This window comes from Polyangium mundeleinium (assembly GCF_028369105.1).
Classification (GTDB): Bacteria; Myxococcota_A; Polyangia; order Polyangiales; family Polyangiaceae; genus Polyangium; species Polyangium mundeleinium.
On sequence record NZ_JAQNDO010000001.1, the window covers coordinates 12,532,628 to 12,549,522 of the forward strand.

The following is a 16,895-nucleotide window of genomic DNA, read 5'->3' on the forward strand; positions in this document are numbered from 1 at the left end:
CTGCTGCACCGGCGGAGCGCGATTCGTGGGTATTTGTGCCTTCGTCATCTCTACGATCACCGCTGGATGATATGAAGCGGCCACCTGCATGAAAGAGTTGAACGGACCGCTGCCCTTTCCCCCGGCGCGACGTGATCCCGAGAGCGGCTTCACGCTGCACGGAAGGCGCTTCGACGATCCGTACGCGTGGTTCGAGCGGCTCGACGACGCCGAGACCCAAGGCTTCATCGCCGCGCAGGAGGCGGTCACGCGCGGCGTGCTCGACGGGGTGCCGGGGCGCGACTGGCTACGGGCTGCCGTGACACGCTCCGCACGGTATGCGCGGCTGTCGCCGCCGATTCGTACAGGGCCAAACGGACGCGAGTTTCTCTGGCAAGCGGACGCGGAGGACGAAAAGCTCAAGCTCCGGATGCGGCGTGAAAAGGGCGCGCCGCTCGAAACCGTGCTCGATCCGAATACGTGGGCAAACGACGAGGCGCTGGTCTTTGCGGTTCCCTCGCCCGACGGCACGCGGGTCGCGTTCGGGAAGGCCGTGGGGAGCACGCACGGCGCGGTGATTCACGTGCTCGACGTCGAGACGAGGCGCCTGCTGCCCGATCGGCCCCGCGGCACGGACCCCACGTCGCTGGCGTGGCGCCCCGATGGATCCGGCTTCTTTTATTCGGCATGCCCCGCGCCGGGCGAGGTGCCCGCGGGCGAGGAGGCGCACTGGAACGCCATTTACGAGCACCGGATCGGGTCGAGCACGCCGGCACGCCGGGTCTTCGGGGACGACCACAACAAGGAGTACTGGTGCTCCGTCAAGGTCAGCGAGTGCGGCCGTTTTGCCGTGCTCTCCAAGTGGGACTTCGTGCATGCCAACGTCGTCTCGCTGCTGCGCCTCGCGGATGATGTGCTCTTGCCCGTGGCTCCCGTGATGCGGTCGATCCATCAAGTGCAGGTGCTCGGCGATTCGCTGCTCATTCATACCGACCTCGACGCGCCGCGCGGACGAGCGTGCATCGCGTCGCTCGCGGCGCCGACGGAGTGGCGGACGATCCTCCCCGAAAACGAGGACACGCTGCAAACCGTCGCCGGCGTGGGCGGTCGGCTTTACGCCGTCTATTGCCATGCGGCCTCCCATCGCGTTCGTATCCACGCCGAAGACGGCACCTACCTCCGCGAGCTCGTGCTGCCGGCGCTCGGCTCGGTCAATCGCAACGAGGGAGACGGCGTCGTCAGCGGCGTGAGTGGCGCCTGGGGCGGCGACGAGGTGTGGGTGAGCTTCGAGTCGTACGTGCAGCCACCCTCGCATTATCGGTACGATTATGCGGCCGACCGTTTGACGCCGTACCACGTGCCCGACGTCGGGCTCGATCCGTCGGCGTATGTGACGAACCAGGTGTGGTATACGTCGCCCGACGGCACGCGGGTCTCGATGTTCGTGATCCACCGCAAGGACCTGCCGCGCGACGGGCAAATGCCGGTGCGGTTGAGCGCGTACGGGGGCTTCAACGTCTCGCTCCAGCCGCGCTTCACAGCGGTCACCGCCGCCTGGCTGAAGCTCGGCGGCGTGCTCGCGTTCGCCAACATCCGAGGCGGCGGCGAATACGGTCGCGCCTGGCACGAGGCCGCCGTCAAGACGCGGCGGCAAAACGCCTTCGACGATTACATCGCCGCGGCCCGGTTCCTCGTGTCGGAAGGCTATACGACGCCTTCCCGGCTCGCCTCGCGCGGCAACAGCAACGGCGGGGTGCTCGTCGCCGTCACCGCCCTGCAAGCCCCCGAGGCCTTCGGCGCCGTGTTCTGCCGCGCGCCCACGCTCGACATGCTGCAATTTCCCAAGTTCGGTTTCATGAGCTCGGCGACCGTCGAATACGGCTCGCCCGACGATCCCGTCGAGGGCGCCTATCTCGCCGGGTATTCGCCGTACCACAACGTGCGATCCGATCGCCGTTACCCCGTGATCACGTTCGTCCCGGCGCTCAACGACCGGATCGCGCCGCCATACGATCCGCTCAAAATGGTCGCGCGGCTGCAGGCGGAAACCACGCTCGGCGGGCCGTACTTTTTGTTGCCGCTCCGGGCCTCGGGCCACGGCGGCGGCACCACGCTGACGGCGCTCATCGAGCAGGACGTGGACGAATTGAGCTTTTATTGCTGGGCGCTCGACGTCGCGCCGCCCGCGGCTGGCGCAACGGGCACGGCTGGCGCGGCGGACGCGGCTGGCGCAGCAGACGCAGCGGGCGCGGGTTGACCCGACGCCTGCGCCCCGATCGGCACGCCACTGCCTTTCGTCCGCCACCCGCCCCCGAAAAACCCGAGCGACCCGTCCGCTTGTCGCACCGTCACCGGCGGCGCCCAATAACTGTTCGGCGGCGGCACCTCCCAGTGACCACGCCGCCATACCCAGCGCCGCCGCTCCCACGTCCACTCTCCGTCGATCCAGACTTCCTTTTTGCCCGGACGCGCCGGCACGATCTCCACGCGCGCCGCCGGCGGCGGGTACGGCACGAGCACCGGCGCCTCGCGCACGTGTGGGCCGATCTCGGGCAGCGGGATCGGCGAGCCGCCGCATCCCGCGAGCGCCACGAGAGCAACGAGGATCAGCCCCCGGCCCATCCGAAAAACGCCTCGACGGCCGCGCGGCCGAAGAAAAGGTACTCCAGCGTCGCGAGCGCCAAGAACGGCCCGAACGCGACGCGCGCCTGCCCCAGTCCCTCGCCCGCTTCCTCCGCGAGCGGGTCCTCGGCGAGCTCTTTTTCGGCCTCGGCGCGCTCCTCCGGCGTCATCGCCGCGAGCTCCTTCCGGATCTCCTCGCGCTCGAGCCGCACCGCCTCCGGCTCTTCGATCTTGCCACGCACCGCGAGCACGCCGATCGCCGCGAACGTCCCCTGCACCGCGCCCGCGCAGAGCACCACGAGCGCGCCGCCCCAGCCGAACCACGCGCCCGAAAGCAGCAAGAGCTTCGCGTCGCCGAGCCCCATCCCCGCCCCGCCGCGCAAACGCGGGTAGATCACGATGAACGGCAGCCACACGACGGCAAACCCGACAGCCGCGCCGAGGAGCGCGTCGACGAACGAGAGGTCACGCAGCGAGGCCGTCGCGAGGCCGAGCACCGCGCCGCCGAGCGTGATCTCGTCGGGCAGGATCATGTGTTCGAGGTCGATGAACGCCGCCGCCACGAGGCCAAGCGCGAGCGCGAGGTCGGCGATGTAGATGGCCCCGGCGCGCGCGATCGAGGTCGTGGGGTCGAGCGGCGCGAGGATCACGTGCACGATCGCCACGGAGAGCAGGCCCCCGATCGCCTCGACGAGCGGGTAGCGCGGCGAGACCGGAGCGCCGCAGCAGCGCGCCTTGCCGCGCAGGAAGAGCCATCCGAGGACGGGGATGTTGTCCCACGGGCGGATCGGGGTCTCGCACGCGGGGCAGCGTGAGGCGGGCCTTACGACGCTCATCCCGCGTGGAACGCGGTAAATCACGACGTTCAGGAAGCTGCCCCAGAGCAGGCCGAAGACCAGCGCGAAGCCGTACAGGAACGAGAGGGGCAGGTCGCCGAGCATCAGCACGGGAGGCGCAGCATAGCGCGAGGCTTTGCCGTGGCGCGCCGGGTCTGGCATAAACCGCCGTCCTCGCATGAAATTCCCGGGAAACGAGACCTCCTTCGCGCTCCTCTGCGCCCTCGCCGCGCTCGCGGGCTGCACCTCGGGCGGAGGCGGCTCCTCCACGGGCAGCGCGGACGGCGGGCCGCCCGTCGTGCTCTCGCCGAAGGGCAAGGTGCTCGAAGCCGCCGAGAACCAGGCCGATCCGGACGCCGGCGCCTCGAAGGCCGAGGCCGCGAAGAGCGAACGCGTCGACATCCCCGGCGGCGCCCTCGTCGCCGGCTCGACCCCAGGCGACAAGGGGCGTGATCCCGTGCTCGAACCCGCCGAGCTGGAGGTGAAGCTCGGCGACTACGCGATCGATCGGTACCTCTACCCGAACGACCCGACGAAGCCGCCGCTCACAGGCGTGTCGCGCGCGAAGGCGGCCGAGCTCTGCGAGCAAACGGGCGGGCGGCTCTGCACGGAGCTCGAATGGGAGCGCGCCTGCAAGGGGCCCGAGGGGACGACGTACGCAGGGAGCGCCTCGTGGGATCCGAAATGCGCGAAGGAGCCGGCCTCGTGCGCGTCAGGCTTCGGCGTGCTCGGCATGGGCGCGGCGCACCGGGAATGGACGGCGAGCGAGGTGCTGCCGATCGAGGACATGCAGCCACGCGCGGCGGCCGTGCGCGGGGCGCGGGGGAGCGCCGTCGGGCCGGATCATCGGTGCGCGCATCGGACCGCGATCGATCCGGGCGCGAGCGGGGAGGACCTGGCTTTCCGTTGCTGCCGCGGCGCCCCGAACGCGGCCACGATCCCGTCGCCGCAATGGGAGCAGACCTACCGGCGCGTGGAGCTGCCGGCGAAGGAGCTCGCGGAGATGTTCGCCTCGGTGCCGGCGCTCTCGACGCTCGACCGGGAGATCACGTACTTCAAGGAGCCCGACGACGTGAACGTGGTGCTCGCCCGGGGCGACGCGGGCGCGCCGCCGCAGAACACGGTGCTCACGACGTCGCCGCTGCTCTGGAACCCGGTGCCCGGCGAGCAGATCGTGGTCCTCGCGGGCCGCGCCGCGAAGGATTCGTTCGTCGTGGCCTTTTATCGATTGCCGGGGGATCGATACCGCATCGCCTCGACGCTCGTGCTGAAAGACGAAAAAGGCCCGATCGCGCTCGGCTTCAATGGATATGTGCGCAAACGTTTGTTCTGGGCGACGTGCTGGGATTGTCGCGGCGAATCAGGAAACGTGACCTATCGCGACGACGGGCGCGTCGTGATCACGCAGAAGTGAGCCCGCGTCAGGGCGACGCGAGGTAATCGTGATAGTGGTGAAAATACTTCACCAGCCGCTCGGTCGCGTCGGCGAACTCCGGAAAGTCGAGCGATTCGGTCGGTAGCTCCGCGCAAAGCACCACTTCGCCCTGGTTGCCTTGGGCGAACTTCGCGATGCGCATGTCGCGGTTCAGGAGCAGGAGCCGGCGCGGCAGCTCCGGCGAGGGCTGGATGCGCGAGGAGAGCACGGGCAGGAGCGAGAGCATGAGCCAGTGCTCGCTGCACTGAATGAAGTAGGGGGGGAGCGACTCGTTGCCGGGCCGCCGCGGGAAGACGCGCAGCGTCTTCGGACCTTCGTCCTTGACCTCGTAATCGAGCCTCTCGAGCCAACCGCGGACCGTCTCGACGTCCATCGCGACGGAGCCTAGCGTTCTTCCGGGCAAGATGCGACGAGACAGAGCCGCGCCCGGCCATCCTCCTCGTGCGTCGTGTCGACCCGACCGCCGAGCAACGTCGCCGCGACACGGACGCAGTAGAGCGAGAGCCCCCGGCCGTACGCCGCCTGGATGTACCTCCGACGTTGCGCCGGCGGCGCGCCCGTGGGCGGCGGATCCACCGTGTGGTACGACCGCGGCGTGTAACGGACCTCGACGCGCGCCTCGGCCCCGTCCCGCGCCGCCGAAAGGACGAGGGCCGTCCGCGGCGCCGCACGCTCGATCCCGAACGCGATGAGGTTGTCGATCGCCCGCGCGCAGAGCCCGCGATCACACCGCACCATCACCTCGCCGTGCCGGAGCGCCGAATCCAGGAGGAGATCGACCTCCGCCGCCGCAGCCTGCTTGCCGAGCCGGCCGATCGCCTCCCGCCCGAACAGGACGAGATCACACGCCGAGGCCGCGCCCGAGGGAGGCCCGCCTCGCCGCGCCACGAGGTCGAGGTTGCCGGTGAGGCGCCGCAAGACGTCGCAGAGCATCTGCGCGTCGGCCAGCGCCTCGGCCGCCTCCGTGCCCGTCCCCGGCGCGAGCGAGCTTTCAACGAAACTCAGGTTCGTGATCAGCGCGGCGATGGGGTTGTTGAGGTCGTGGGCCATCACGGCCATCAACTCCTCGAGAGATGCATCACCGCCCGGGTCGGACATGGTCGGCCAGGATACCGCGAATACTCGCGCCTGGCACGAAAACGGAGAAAGATCCCGGAAAAATCTTACAAGGAGAGGACCACGGGCTCTCCACGCTCGGCGACGCGGGCCGAGATCAGCGTGAGGAGGCTCTTTCTGCGTTCGTCGAGGTCCACGAGGGTGCGCGGCGAGACGAGCCAGGTCTCGAAGGGGCCCGATGCGAGCAAATCCCGCGCGTGGTCCCGGTCGAGCGTGAGGAGGGCCTTCTGCAAGCCGCGCGGGAAACGCGCGACGGGGCGGAGGCGCGAGAGCAAGACGTCGAGCGCGCGGGCATCGACCTTCGACGGGAACGCGGCGGCATTGTCGGTAAGGTGAATCGCCCCGGCAACGTCGTCGAAGTGGACCGCGCGGCGCAAGACGTGGCCGGCGAGGTAGTCGAGGACGAGGGTCTCGACGTAATCGGCGAGGAGCGCGGGACGTTCGCCGGGGAGCGGATCGGGCGAGGCGGCCCAGCGGGCCCACGTCTCGGCTTCGAGGGAGTGGTCGAGCGTGACGTCGTGGCCCGCCGGAGCGGCCCACGCGGCCGGGCCGTCGCCGCGGCCAGGCGCGAACATCAAGGCGTCGACGGTGCCGTCGTTCTGCACGGCGGCGTGGAGCGCGAGGTAGTCGCGGAGATCACGCTGGCCCGCGAAGAGCGCGCCGAGTTCGCCCGTGCCGATCCGCCGGAGCACGGCGGCCGGGACCACGCGCATGCCGAGCGCCCGCGCGAGCCGCTCGAACGCGAGGCTGCGCCGATACGCGACGGGGCTCTCGGCGAGCGCGAGCAGGAGCATCGCGGGCGCCGATCCAGGCGGGGTTTGCCGTTCGATCGTGACGCGAAACATCCCCGGCCGGTGCCAGCCGACGAGCGAGATCGAGGTGATCGGGGCGTGCACGAGCTCGCGGCGCACGGGATCGGCCTCGACGTCGAGCGCATTCGGCGGAGGCCTTGGAGCCGCGCTCGCAGCGGGCGTCACGCTCGTGGCGGTCATGGCGGACGGCGTGGCCTTCGCAGGCGCCTGCGGATCCCCCTCCGTGGGCTGCGGTGGTCCTTCCCGCGCACAAGCCCCGAGGACGAGCGCCGCCGCGGCGATCCGCGAGAGCGCGCCCCCAAGGGGACGGGGATTCACGCGAGCACGCGTTCGCGCAAAAAGCGCTGGATCCGGTCGCGCACGAGATCGGGGCGCTCGATGGGCACGGCGTGGGAGCCGCCGTTCACCATGAGCAGCTCTCCATGCGGCAGCGTGGCGGCCATCTCCTCGGCGTACCGGGGCGGCGTGAAGGTATCGCGATCCCCCGCGATCACGAGCACGGGCACGGTCACCTTCGGCAAAAGGTCCGCGGCCGAATGATCCCCGGCGGACCGGAGCATCCGCAGGAACATGGACACGTCGATGTCGACCATGTGCTTGAGGTACGGCATCACGTCCTCGGGACGGATGGACCGATCGATCTCGCCCGTGAGCATCGCCAGGCGCAGGGCCGCCTCGGCCGGCACCCTTCCCCACAACGCCCGCACGATCTCGGGGTGGGCGTCGACGCGCGCGATGAGCTTCGGCAGCATCTGCGCGAGCACGTCGGTGCCCTTGAACGTGTGGGTGATCCGCCCCGGGGCGCCGCAAATCAGGACGAGCGCGCGCACCTTCTCGGGCCGGAGCCGGTAGGCCTCGAGCGAGACCTGGCAGCCCATCGAATGGCCCACGAGCACGACCTCGGGGTCGGCAACGGCGCACCGAACCGTGTCGAGGTCGCGCGCGTGGTCGACGAGCTCGATGCGCTTGGGGTCGGCGGGCAGGCTGCTACGGCCGTGGCCGCGGTAGTTCCAGTGGGCGACGCTGGATACGGAGGAGAGGTCGTCCCACAGGTACTTCCAGATGAAGCCGTCGCAGGCGATCCCGTCGGAGAGCAGAACCGTGAGATCCGAGGGGCCCCGCCTTCGCCGCACGAAGAGGCGTGTCGTGTCGGGGGCGGTGGCGAACGAGGCGGTCTGGGGGGCGCTCCCGCTCGAAGGAGGGGGCAAACTGCTCGTCGTCAATCGCCGAGATCCTCTTCGCCTTCGCCGACCTCGTTCACGCTCGGAAGCTTTTTGATTTCAAGCCGGGCGAGCTTCCAAGCGCGCTGGACCACCCACGACAAAGACCGATCGAGCCGCGCCGCTTCTTCCTTGATCTCCTGGAGCATCGACTCCGGAAAGTAGAGACTTTGCTTCCTTTTGTCGGTCTTCGACGCCTCGTTGTTCTTCGCCAGCGTGTCTTTGTCGTTCATGGCTCCCCGAAGGCGTGAGCTAGAGCTACAAGGGAATACCTTAGCGCACGCGGGATGCACGAGGAAGCGCCGCGGGAGCAAGCTCACGCTCTGCCAGTAGCCTTCCCCACATCAAAAACGTTGAAATCTTACCTTCCGCCGAACCCTGCGTCCGTCCACGCACGGACGCTCCGCTCGCGTCAGCCGGCATGGTAGGTTCGCTTCATGTCGGGCGATTTCGTGCTCGTCGTGGATGCGGATCTCTCCGCTTACCGGGCGCTCGTCGAGGGGCTGCCGTCCGATACGTATGACGTCGTCTCGGCCGCCACGGCGCGGGCCGGATTCAACGTGGCCTGCGCCCTCGAACCCCACGTGATCGTGGCCTCGCTGGATCTACCCGACGCCGACGCGCTGGAGCTCGCCTCGGTGATCCGCGGCCACGATACGCGCGTCGCCTACACGCCGCTCGTCGTCCTGACCACGTCGGACGACGAATCCACGCGCCTCGCCGTGCTTGCCAGCGGCGCCGACGTCGTGCTCTCCGCCCCCATCGATCCCGCCGAGCTCGTCGCCCAGGTGAACGCCATGATCGCCATGGGCGAGCGAATCCGCGAGCTCGAACGCGGCCAGTCGATCCTGCCCCCCGCGAGCGACGGCGAGTCCTTCGCGGTCCTCGGCGACCCGACGAAAATGTCGATCGCCAGCGTGCTCGGCGCCCTCGAGCTGGAACAACGGAGCGGCGAGCTGCGCTTCTCCAGCACGACGAGCCCGAGCCGCCTCGCCATGTCCATCGCCTCCGGCGTGATCATCGGCGGGACGCTCGATCAGGCGAGCATCTCCCCGCTCGAAGCCCTCAAGGCGGCGCTCACGTGGTCAGGGACACAGTTTGGCTTCGTGCCGCGGGAGTTGATGCCGGCGCCGGCAGGCGCGCAGCAGCTCGGGGCGCTGCTCATCGCAGCGTTCAACGAGACCGAGCCGAGCGATCGGCTGGCGCACGAGATCGAGGCAAGCCAGCGGCTCTTCAGCGAGACGGCGGCGAGCCTGAAGCTGACGGAGTCGATCGCGGGGCTGCGCGCGGCGGCGAGCCTCCGGTTCGGCGAGACGGCGTCGGGGCTCCGGCTCGAAGATACGGCGGCGGGGCGGAGGTTCCTGCGCGACACGGCAGCGGGGCTGCGGCTCGGGAGCACGATCGCGGGGGCGCGGCTCGCGGAGTCGGTCGCGGGGCTCAAGCCCGCGGACACGGCGGCCGGGATCCGCATGGGCACCACGACGAGCGGCAAGGTCGCGCCCGCGCCGACGCTGACGACGCCGACGACCGCCGAGCTCACGAGCACGCTGACGAGCTTCGATCAACGCACGACGCCCACGCCGACGCAGCCCCCGTCCGAGCGGTCGTCCACGCGCATGCGCACCACCCCGAAGCCCGACCTCTCCGCCGAGAAGGCGGCCATGCGAGGCACCCTCCGCGGGCTCGAGGTCGAGCAGGTGATCAAGTCGTCACGAGGCGGGAGCTAGGCGATCGCCGCAGGCTCGACGATTCGCCCGGCGATCGCGCTCGCGGCGACCACGAGCGGGCTCGCGAGGTAGACCTTTCCAGGGCCCGATCGCCCGGGGAAGTTGCGGTTGATCGCGGAGACCGTGACTTCGTCCGCAGTGAACGAGACACCCGGCCCGGCCTTGATGCACGCGCCGCACGAAGGGTCGACGAGCTCGGCGCCCGCGCGCTGGAAGATCTCGATGTAGCCCTTCTGCTCGGCATAGCGGCGGATGTCCTGCGAGCCGAACTGGATGTAGAGGTGCACGCCGTCGGCGACGCGCTTCCCTTGCGCGACCGCGGCCCGGAGCACCTCGGCGTACATGTCCATGTCCGCCTTCTTGCCGCCCGTGCACGAGCCGCCGTACGCCACGTTGATCTTCACGTCGCCGCCCGCGACCTCGGCAAGCGAGCGCAGAGGCACGCCGTTGCGCGGGTCGCCCGGGGTCGCGACCATCGGCTCGATCGCGCCGAGGTCGACGTCGAAGACCGCCATGTACGTCGCGCCTTCGTCGGCCCGCACGATCTGCGCGCGCACGGCGTCCGCGTCGAGGCCACGTTGCTTGACCAGGTACTCGACCACGACCTCGTCGGCCTCGATGATGCCCGTGAAGCCGCCGGCCTCGACGGCCATGTTCGTGAGCGTCGCGCGCTCGTCGAGCCCCATCGCGCGCACGCCATCACCCGCGAACTCCAGCACCTTGCCGATGCCCTCGCCGCTCTTCCAGAACGGCTGCGAGAGCAGGTAGAGCATCACGTCCTTGGCGGTGACGCCGGGCCGGAGCTTCCCGTGCAGGTTGAAGCGCGCCGACTCGGGCACGGCGACGCGGATGTCACGCGTGAGCCAGGCGTTCGCCATGTCGGTCGAGCCGACGCCGAACGCGAAGCAACCGAGCGCGCCGGCCATGCACGTGTGCGAGTCCGTGCCCGCCACGACCTGCCCGGGCAGGGCGATCTCCTCGATCACCTTGTTGTGGCAGATCGCCTCGGATCCGACGGTCTTTCCGTCGCGCACGACCTCGCCGTAGAGCTTGACGCGGTGCTTTTGGGTAAACGTCTCCTGCACCGTGGCGAGCGAGGCGGCCTGCTCCTTGAGGCCCATCTTCTTGTGCGCATCGGACATCACGAGGTCGAGGAACGTGAGGTGATCGCGGAACGCGAAGACGCTCTCCGGCGCCTCGACCTTCGCGTCGGGGCCGAAGCCGGCGCGGAAGAGCGACTCCGCCATCGGCGTGACGTACTCGTGCGAGAAGCGGACGTCGGTGCGCACGAAGAGCGAGTCGCCGGGCTTGACCGCTTTCACGCCGATCGCGCCCGTCTTCGCGTCGATGATCGCGCGCGAGGCGAGGATCTTCTCGCAGAGCGTCATCGGCCGCGCCGGGGTGTCGAGCGTCGGCGGCGAGACCTCACCGGCGAGGCGCGCCTTGTTGTACGTGAACAGGCCCCCGTACTCGACGACGTCACGGCTGATCGGGTCGAGCCCGCGCGTGAACTCGGAGATCGGGATCTCCTCGCCGCGCTGGACGCGGTCGAGCACGCTGAAATCCGTGGTCGTGAGCAGGCCGATGTTCTGGCAGTTCTGCCCGTAGATCTTCTCGATGCTCTTGGCGACGACGATCTGGATGCCCGCCTCGCGCTCGGAGTACGGCGCCGTCTCGCGTGACGAGCCGCAGCCCTTCGAGCGGCCGCTGACGATCACGCCGAAGCCGCCGTTCTTGATGGAGTCGCGCTCGATGAGCCCGCCGCGCAGGCCGACCAGGCAGTACCGGGCGAGCGTCTCGTCGTAGTAGTAACAAACCCAGCCGGGCGTGAGCTCGTCGGTCGAGATGTTGTTCACGAGGGCGTGGCGCTCGGGGTCGAACTCGATCGAGCCTCCGCCGAGCTGCGCGCGCAGCGTCTCGGGATCCTCGGTCAGGTACAGGATGCGTCCGCTCGGGCGGACCGATGTGCGACGGGGGATGGGCATGTTCCTCTCGACCCTCACTCGGCGAAAGAACGGGAACTGCAGCGCCGTCCCGGTGATTTATCCCGATCCCGAGGCGGGATCCAATGCGGTCTTTCCGCAAATTTTTCGCGCGCCTTGACGCGTCGTGGCACGCCAGGCTCTACCACCCGCCGCAATCGATGTCGTCGAGCCGGATCCCCTTCAGCCACTCCCAGCCGAAGCGGCCGCGACCGACCTCCACGAACACGTCTTGCCCCTCGTGCAGCGACGCGTAGAGCTCGCGCTGCACCGGCAGCTCGACAGGCGCCGCCTCCCTCGGCAGGCCGTCGAGGTGCACGAAGTACGAGGTGCTCGTCTTGTACGTGCGTGATCCCTTCGAGGAGACGCGCGCCTTGCGGCACGTCGGCGGATCCGCGTCCATGCGGCCGTTCATGGCGATCGCGGTGCCCGCGCCGGAGAGCGGCATGGCGAGAAGCAGAAAGCAAAAGCACGCGCCGAAGAGGCGGAAGCTCACGGAGCGACCGCGCACGAGCACACCCACGAGCGGAAGCGCGCAGAGCCACGCGACGAGCCCGAGCGCCACGCCCACGATCGTCGCGCTGCTGCCGAGCGGGTAATACGCGCCGCGCGCCCACGACAGCAGGTAAAACCCGACGAACGCGAGCACAACGGACACCACGGCCGCGACCGGCCCGGCGAGCCAGAGCGCCGGCGAACCGGGCCTCGCGCTCGGCACCGGCAAGGCCTCAGTGATCGCGCCGATCTCGCCACACGCCGCACGCAGGGCGCCGTCATCGAAGCGCTCGCCCGCGTCCCGTACGGCGAGCAGCTTGCCGCCGCCGTCGTGGATCGCGACGGACGAGAAGCCGGCGTCGAGCAGCGCGAGGACACGTTGCCGTACGCGCGCCTCGCCAAGCACGCGCTGGACGTCTCCATCCGGCGCGTCCGACTCTACGTACACCGCGGCATCGAAGGTGGCGTCGCCCGTCTGCACCTCGCGGTTGATCCGGAGCTTCTTGCCGAGCATGTCGACCGAAGTTTCGCGCCGGATCACGATCGGCAGCCGCGCCGCGGCGCCGCTCCCCGTGGCCTCGACCTCGAGCTCCGCCCTTCCCCCACGCCCATGGCGAAGCCGCAACACGAACGGCTGTCCATGCGCCGTCACGCGCAACGCGCCGCCTTCGCTCTCCGCGCCGAGGGCCTGGCCGAGCGCGAGGAAACGTCGATCGAGCTCGGCACGCTCCGCATCCTGCTTGCGCCCGAGCCCCAGCAAAACAAGCACGAGGACGGCCGCGAGGCAGAGGCAAACGACAAGGGCAACGGCAAGCACGAGGCCTATCCTAGCGTGGTAACCTGCCCGAGATGACCGACGAATTCGACCTCGTGGTGCGCGGCGGCGACGTCATCGACGGCACGGGCAGGCCACGCTTCGCGGCCGACGTCGGCATCAAGGAAGGCCGCGTCGCGGCGCTGACAGTCCCCGGCGTGATCGCGGGCAAGGAGACGCTCGACGCCCGCGGTTTCGTGGTCGCGCCCGGCTTCGTCGACATCCACTCGCATGCGGATTGGCTGCTGCCGCTCGACGATCACGGCGAGATCCTCGCGCCGATGCTGCGTCAGGGCGTGACCTCGCTCGTCGTGGGCAACTGCGGCCACTCGCTCGCGCCGGTCACGAAAGATTCCACGCGCCTCGCCGACGTTTCCTCGGAGATCCTGCGCGACCGCGCATTCCCCTACACGTGGCGCTCGACGGCCGAGATGCTCGACGCGATCGAGGGCCGCGGCGTCGCCTTCAACGTGGCGTTCCTCGCGGGCCACGGGACGATCCGTCAATCGGTCATGGGCAACGCGCCCCGCGCGCCCGCGCCGGGCGAGCTCGGCGCGCTCCGGCGCGCCACGCGCGACGCCTTGCGGGAAGGCGCCTTCGGCCTCTCCGCGGGCCTCGCCTACAAGCCGGGCGTCTTCGCGAAATCGGACGAGCTCGCCTCGCTCTGCAACGTCGTCGCCGAGGAAGGCGCGATCTTCACGGTGCACGGCCGCGCCTACGTGTGGATCTCGCCTTTCTACAAGCCGATGCTCCTCGGCGCGCCGCACAACGTGCGCTCCGTCGACGAGCTCGTCACCGCGGCGAAGCGCGGCGGCGCGCGCCTCCAGCTCTCGCACCAGATCTTCATCGGCCGCCGCACCTGGCGCACCTATCCCACCGTGCTCCGGCGCATCGAGGAGGCCGTCGCTTCCGGCGTCGACGTCGCCTTCGACGCGTTCCCCTACACCGTCGGCAACACGACCATCAACGCGATCCTGCCCGCGTGGGTGCTCGACCATTTCGAGGAGCGCATCCGTGATCCCAAGGTCCTCGCGCGCCTCCGTCGCGAGTTCGCGATGTTCCGCCTCGCGCTCGGCCTCGACTGGTCCGACATCACCGTCACCTGGGGCGGCGGCAAAGCCTCGCTCGAACCGCTCGAAGGCCTCGACATCGCCGCGATCGCGCGCCGCCTCGGCGTCTCGCCCTTCGACGCGTACGTCCACGTCTCGCGCGAGAGCTCGGGCGCGGCGCGCGTGCTCATCGGCACCTACTCGGGCGACGACAGCGACGAAGAACCACTCCGCGCCGTCCTCTCGCATCGGCTCTGCGCCTTCGAAACCGACGCGATCCTCACGCGCCGCGGCCGCTTCCACAACCCCGCCTCCTTCGGCACCTTCCCCCGCGTCCTCGGCCGTTACAGCCGCGATCTCGGCCTCTTCTCGCTCGAAGAGGCCGTCCGCCGCATGACCTCCTTCCCGGCCGAGCGCGTGGGCCTGCCGGGCATCGGCCGCCTCGCGCCTGGGTATGCGGCCGATCTCGTGCTCTTCGATCCTCTCCGCGTCGGTGAAGGGGGCCCGAACGCGGTGCCCGTCGGCATCGACAAGGTCGTCCTTGGCGGCCACGTCGTCGTGGATCGTGGCGCGACGCGGCTCGACCGGCCGCGCGGTCGCGTCTTGCGCCGGCGCTAGTGGATCGTGCGGAACGCCTCTCCCGGTCCGACGAAGGCCTGCTAGAGTCCGGCGCTCCCTGCGGCTTGGCGGCGGGGATTTCCGACTCGACCGGATGATTCGTTCTCCCCGCACCCCCGTCGCGATCCTGGGCGCTGGCTTGACTGGCATGTCGGCGTCGTTCCACCTCGGCCGCGCGGGCGCGCCGCATCGCCTCTTCGAGCGGCTCGGCCGGCCGGGCGGGCATGCGATCACCCTGGAGGACGAGGGGTACCGCTTCGATCGAACGGGCCACCTCCTGCACCTGCGCGACCCGGATCTGCGCGCGCTCGCGCTCGACTGGATCGGCGACGACTGGATCGAGGTCGAGCGCCGCTCGCGCATCTGGTCGCACGGCACCTACACCCGCTATCCCTTCCAGGCGAACACCTTTGGCCTCCCGCCCGAGATCGCCTACGAGTGCCTGCACGGGTTCGTCCGGGCGCACCACAACCCCGACAAACCCGCGCCGAAGAACTTCGAGGAATTTTGCCTCCAGCATTTCGGCGAGGGGATCAGCAAGCATTTCATGATCCCCTACAACACGCGGCTTTGGGGCGTCTCGCCGCGAGAGATCACGGCCGCGTGGTGCTCGCGGTTCGTGCCTCTGCCGAAGCTCGAAGACGTGCTCGCGGGCGCGGTGGGCCTGAACGACCGGGAGCTCGGGTACAACACGCGGTTCGTCTATCCGCGGCTCGGCATCGGCAAGCTCGCCGAAGGCATGGCGAAGAGCCTGCCCACGCGAATCGAGCTTGGCCGGGCGCCCGCGTCGATCGATTTTCAGGCGCGCGAACTCCATTTCGAAGACGAGACCGTCCCGTACGACGTGCTCGTCTCTACAGCGCCCTTGCCCGTGCTCGTCGAGCGCCTCGCCGGCGCGCCGGCGAACGTCGTGGAAGCGGCGCGGCGCCTGCGCTGCACGCACCTGTATTACCTCGACGTCGCGCTCGACGGCCCTTGCGGAGAGCCTCTCCACTGGGTGTACGTGCCCGAGGAAAAATATCCGTTTTACCGGGTCGGCTGTTACTCGAACTTTTCCGATGCCATGGCCCCGCCCGGCAAAGCGAGTCTTTACGTGGAGCTCGCGGACCGAAGCGAGCCGGACCTCCCGGCGCTCTTGCCCCGCGTCGCCGAGGGCCTCACCGAGATGCGGCTCATCGATTCGCCGAAGCAGATCCGCTTCGCCCGGGTCCGCCGCATCGACCACGCGTACGTGATCTTCGACCACGCGTATTTCGAATCACTCGAGGTCGTCTTGCCGTTCCTCGAAGAAAACGGCATCGTGACCGCGGGCCGCTACGGCGGATGGAATTACTCGTCGATGGAGGACGCTCTGCGTTTCGGCCGTGACGCCGCAACGAAGGTGATTTCCTCCCTCGGCGGAGGGGCGGCGAAGGAGCCCTGAGCCCGATGGATCCCCGGATATCGATCGTCATCCCGGTCTACAACGAGGAGGCCATCCTGCACGCCGCGGTCGTCGACCTGCGCGAGCGGCTGCGCCCCTTCGATTGGTCCTACGAGATCGTCCTCGCCGAGAATGGCTCGCGCGACCGCACGGTCGAGATCGCTGCCGAGCTCGCCGCGAAATACCCCGAGGTCCGCTTCTTCTCGTTCGGCGAGCCGAACTACGGCGGCGCCCTCCGGCGCGGCATCGTCGAGGAAGCGCGCGGCGAGATCATCATCTGCGACGAAATCGACCTCTGCGACGCTGATTTCCACCGCCGCGCCGTCGAGCGCCTCGACGCCGGCTCCGTCGACATGGTGATCGGCTCCAAACTCCTCGACGGCTCGGCAGACGAGCGCCCTCTCGCCCGCCACGCGGCCAGCATTTTCTACAACGGCCTGCTCCGCGTGACGCTCGGCTTCCAGGGCACGGACACACATGGACTCAAGGCGTTCACGCGGCGAACGCTCCTGCCGATCGCGCGCGCGTGTGTCGTCGAGAAGGACGTCTTCGCGAGCGAGTTCGTGATCCGCGCCTACCGCGCGGGCCTCTCGATCGAGGAGATCCCCGTCCGCGTGAAGGAAAAGCGTCCACCCTCGATCAACCTCGTCAAGCGCGTGCCGAACGTGCTGAAGAGCCTCGCGAAGCTCACCTGGGCGATCCGGATCAAGGGCTAGTCCCTGGGCCGCCCGAGCCCCTCGCGCGCCTCTGCGACCCGCGACGCGGCG

At 69.4% G+C, this 16,895-nt stretch carries 15 protein-coding genes; 6 read left to right on the top strand and 9 right to left on the bottom strand.

Annotated features, from left to right (window positions below; translation table 11 throughout):
• Nucleotides 1–88 precede the first annotated feature (88 nt).
• Complete coding sequence (locus tag POL67_RS49680; protein WP_271929435.1) at nt 89–2,236, top strand: prolyl oligopeptidase family serine peptidase; 2,148 nt, start codon at nt 89–91, stop codon at nt 2,234–2,236.
• Here POL67_RS49680 and POL67_RS49685 read toward each other — a convergent pair.
• Both POL67_RS49685 and POL67_RS49690 read right to left on the bottom strand, forming a co-directional pair.
• Nucleotides 2,134–2,601, bottom strand: a complete 468-nt coding sequence (locus POL67_RS49685) for a hypothetical protein (RefSeq protein WP_271929436.1) — start codon at nt 2,599–2,601, stop codon at nt 2,134–2,136. The two genes, POL67_RS49680 and POL67_RS49685, sit on opposite strands and share 103 nt — an antisense overlap.
• Nucleotides 2,586–3,542, bottom strand: coding sequence for a prepilin peptidase (locus POL67_RS49690; RefSeq protein ID WP_271931037.1), 957 nt, complete (start codon nt 3,540–3,542; stop codon nt 2,586–2,588). The genes POL67_RS49685 and POL67_RS49690 overlap by 16 nt, the downstream gene beginning before the upstream one ends.
• A 73-nt stretch (nt 3,543–3,615) precedes the next feature.
• Between POL67_RS49690 and POL67_RS49695 the strand changes: the two genes are divergently transcribed.
• The gene (locus POL67_RS49695) at nt 3,616–4,851 is read left to right on the top strand and encodes a formylglycine-generating enzyme family protein (RefSeq protein ID WP_271929437.1); all 1,236 of its coding nucleotides are present in this window, start codon (nt 3,616–3,618) and stop codon (nt 4,849–4,851) included.
• Nucleotides 4,852–4,858: 7 nt separating this feature from the next.
• Here POL67_RS49695 and POL67_RS49700 read toward each other — a convergent pair whose 3' ends face one another.
• The 5 genes from POL67_RS49700 to POL67_RS49720 form a co-directional block, all read right to left on the bottom strand.
• Complete coding sequence (locus POL67_RS49700) at nt 4,859–5,245, bottom strand: YbjN domain-containing protein (RefSeq protein WP_136926999.1); 387 nt, start codon at nt 5,243–5,245, stop codon at nt 4,859–4,861.
• A gap of 11 nt (nt 5,246–5,256) precedes the next feature.
• On the bottom strand, nt 5,257–5,970 hold the full coding sequence (locus tag POL67_RS49705) for a sensor histidine kinase (RefSeq protein ID WP_271929439.1): 714 nt from the start codon (nt 5,968–5,970) through the stop codon (nt 5,257–5,259).
• A gap of 65 nt (nt 5,971–6,035) precedes the next feature.
• Entirely contained in the window at nt 6,036–7,118 is a 1,083-nt protein-coding gene (locus POL67_RS49710) for a hypothetical protein (protein WP_271929440.1), read from the bottom strand.
• Complete coding sequence (locus POL67_RS49715; protein ID WP_271929441.1) at nt 7,115–8,023, bottom strand: alpha/beta fold hydrolase; 909 nt, start codon at nt 8,021–8,023, stop codon at nt 7,115–7,117. The genes POL67_RS49710 and POL67_RS49715 overlap by 4 nt, the downstream gene beginning before the upstream one ends.
• Nucleotides 8,020–8,253: a TIGR04563 family protein gene (locus POL67_RS49720; protein WP_136926995.1), complete on the bottom strand. Its 234-nt coding sequence runs from the start codon at nt 8,251–8,253 to the stop codon at nt 8,020–8,022. Before POL67_RS49720 ends, POL67_RS49715 begins: the two co-directional genes overlap by 4 nt.
• A gap of 204 nt (nt 8,254–8,457) precedes the next feature.
• On the opposite strand from POL67_RS49720, the gene POL67_RS49725 reads away from it, so the two are divergent.
• Nucleotides 8,458–9,747, top strand: a complete 1,290-nt coding sequence (locus POL67_RS49725) for a response regulator (RefSeq protein WP_271929442.1) — start codon at nt 8,458–8,460, stop codon at nt 9,745–9,747.
• Here the strand turns inward: POL67_RS49725 and POL67_RS49730 are convergent.
• Nucleotides 9,744–11,732 (bottom strand): aconitase family protein, encoded by a 1,989-nt coding sequence (locus POL67_RS49730; RefSeq protein ID WP_271929443.1) that lies wholly within the window; start codon nt 11,730–11,732, stop codon nt 9,744–9,746. The two genes, POL67_RS49725 and POL67_RS49730, sit on opposite strands and share 4 nt — an antisense overlap.
• Before the next feature lie 139 nt (nt 11,733–11,871).
• Nucleotides 11,872–13,041 (bottom strand): hypothetical protein, encoded by a 1,170-nt coding sequence (locus POL67_RS49735; protein WP_271929444.1) that lies wholly within the window; start codon nt 13,039–13,041, stop codon nt 11,872–11,874.
• Nucleotides 13,042–13,073: 32 nt separating this feature from the next.
• Between POL67_RS49735 and POL67_RS49740 the strand changes: the two genes are divergently transcribed.
• The 3 genes from POL67_RS49740 (at nt 13,074) to POL67_RS49750 (ending at nt 16,844) form a co-directional block, all read left to right on the top strand.
• Entirely contained in the window at nt 13,074–14,705 is a 1,632-nt protein-coding gene (locus tag POL67_RS49740) for an N-acyl-D-amino-acid deacylase family protein (protein ID WP_271929446.1), read from the top strand.
• Nucleotides 14,706–14,799: 94 nt separating this feature from the next.
• Nucleotides 14,800–16,128, top strand: a complete 1,329-nt coding sequence (locus tag POL67_RS49745; RefSeq protein ID WP_271929448.1) for a protoporphyrinogen/coproporphyrinogen oxidase — start codon at nt 14,800–14,802, stop codon at nt 16,126–16,128.
• Between the two features lie 5 nt (nt 16,129–16,133).
• Nucleotides 16,134–16,844: a glycosyltransferase family 2 protein gene (locus tag POL67_RS49750; RefSeq protein WP_271929449.1), complete on the top strand. Its 711-nt coding sequence runs from the start codon at nt 16,134–16,136 to the stop codon at nt 16,842–16,844.
• Nucleotides 16,845–16,895 lie beyond the last annotated feature (51 nt).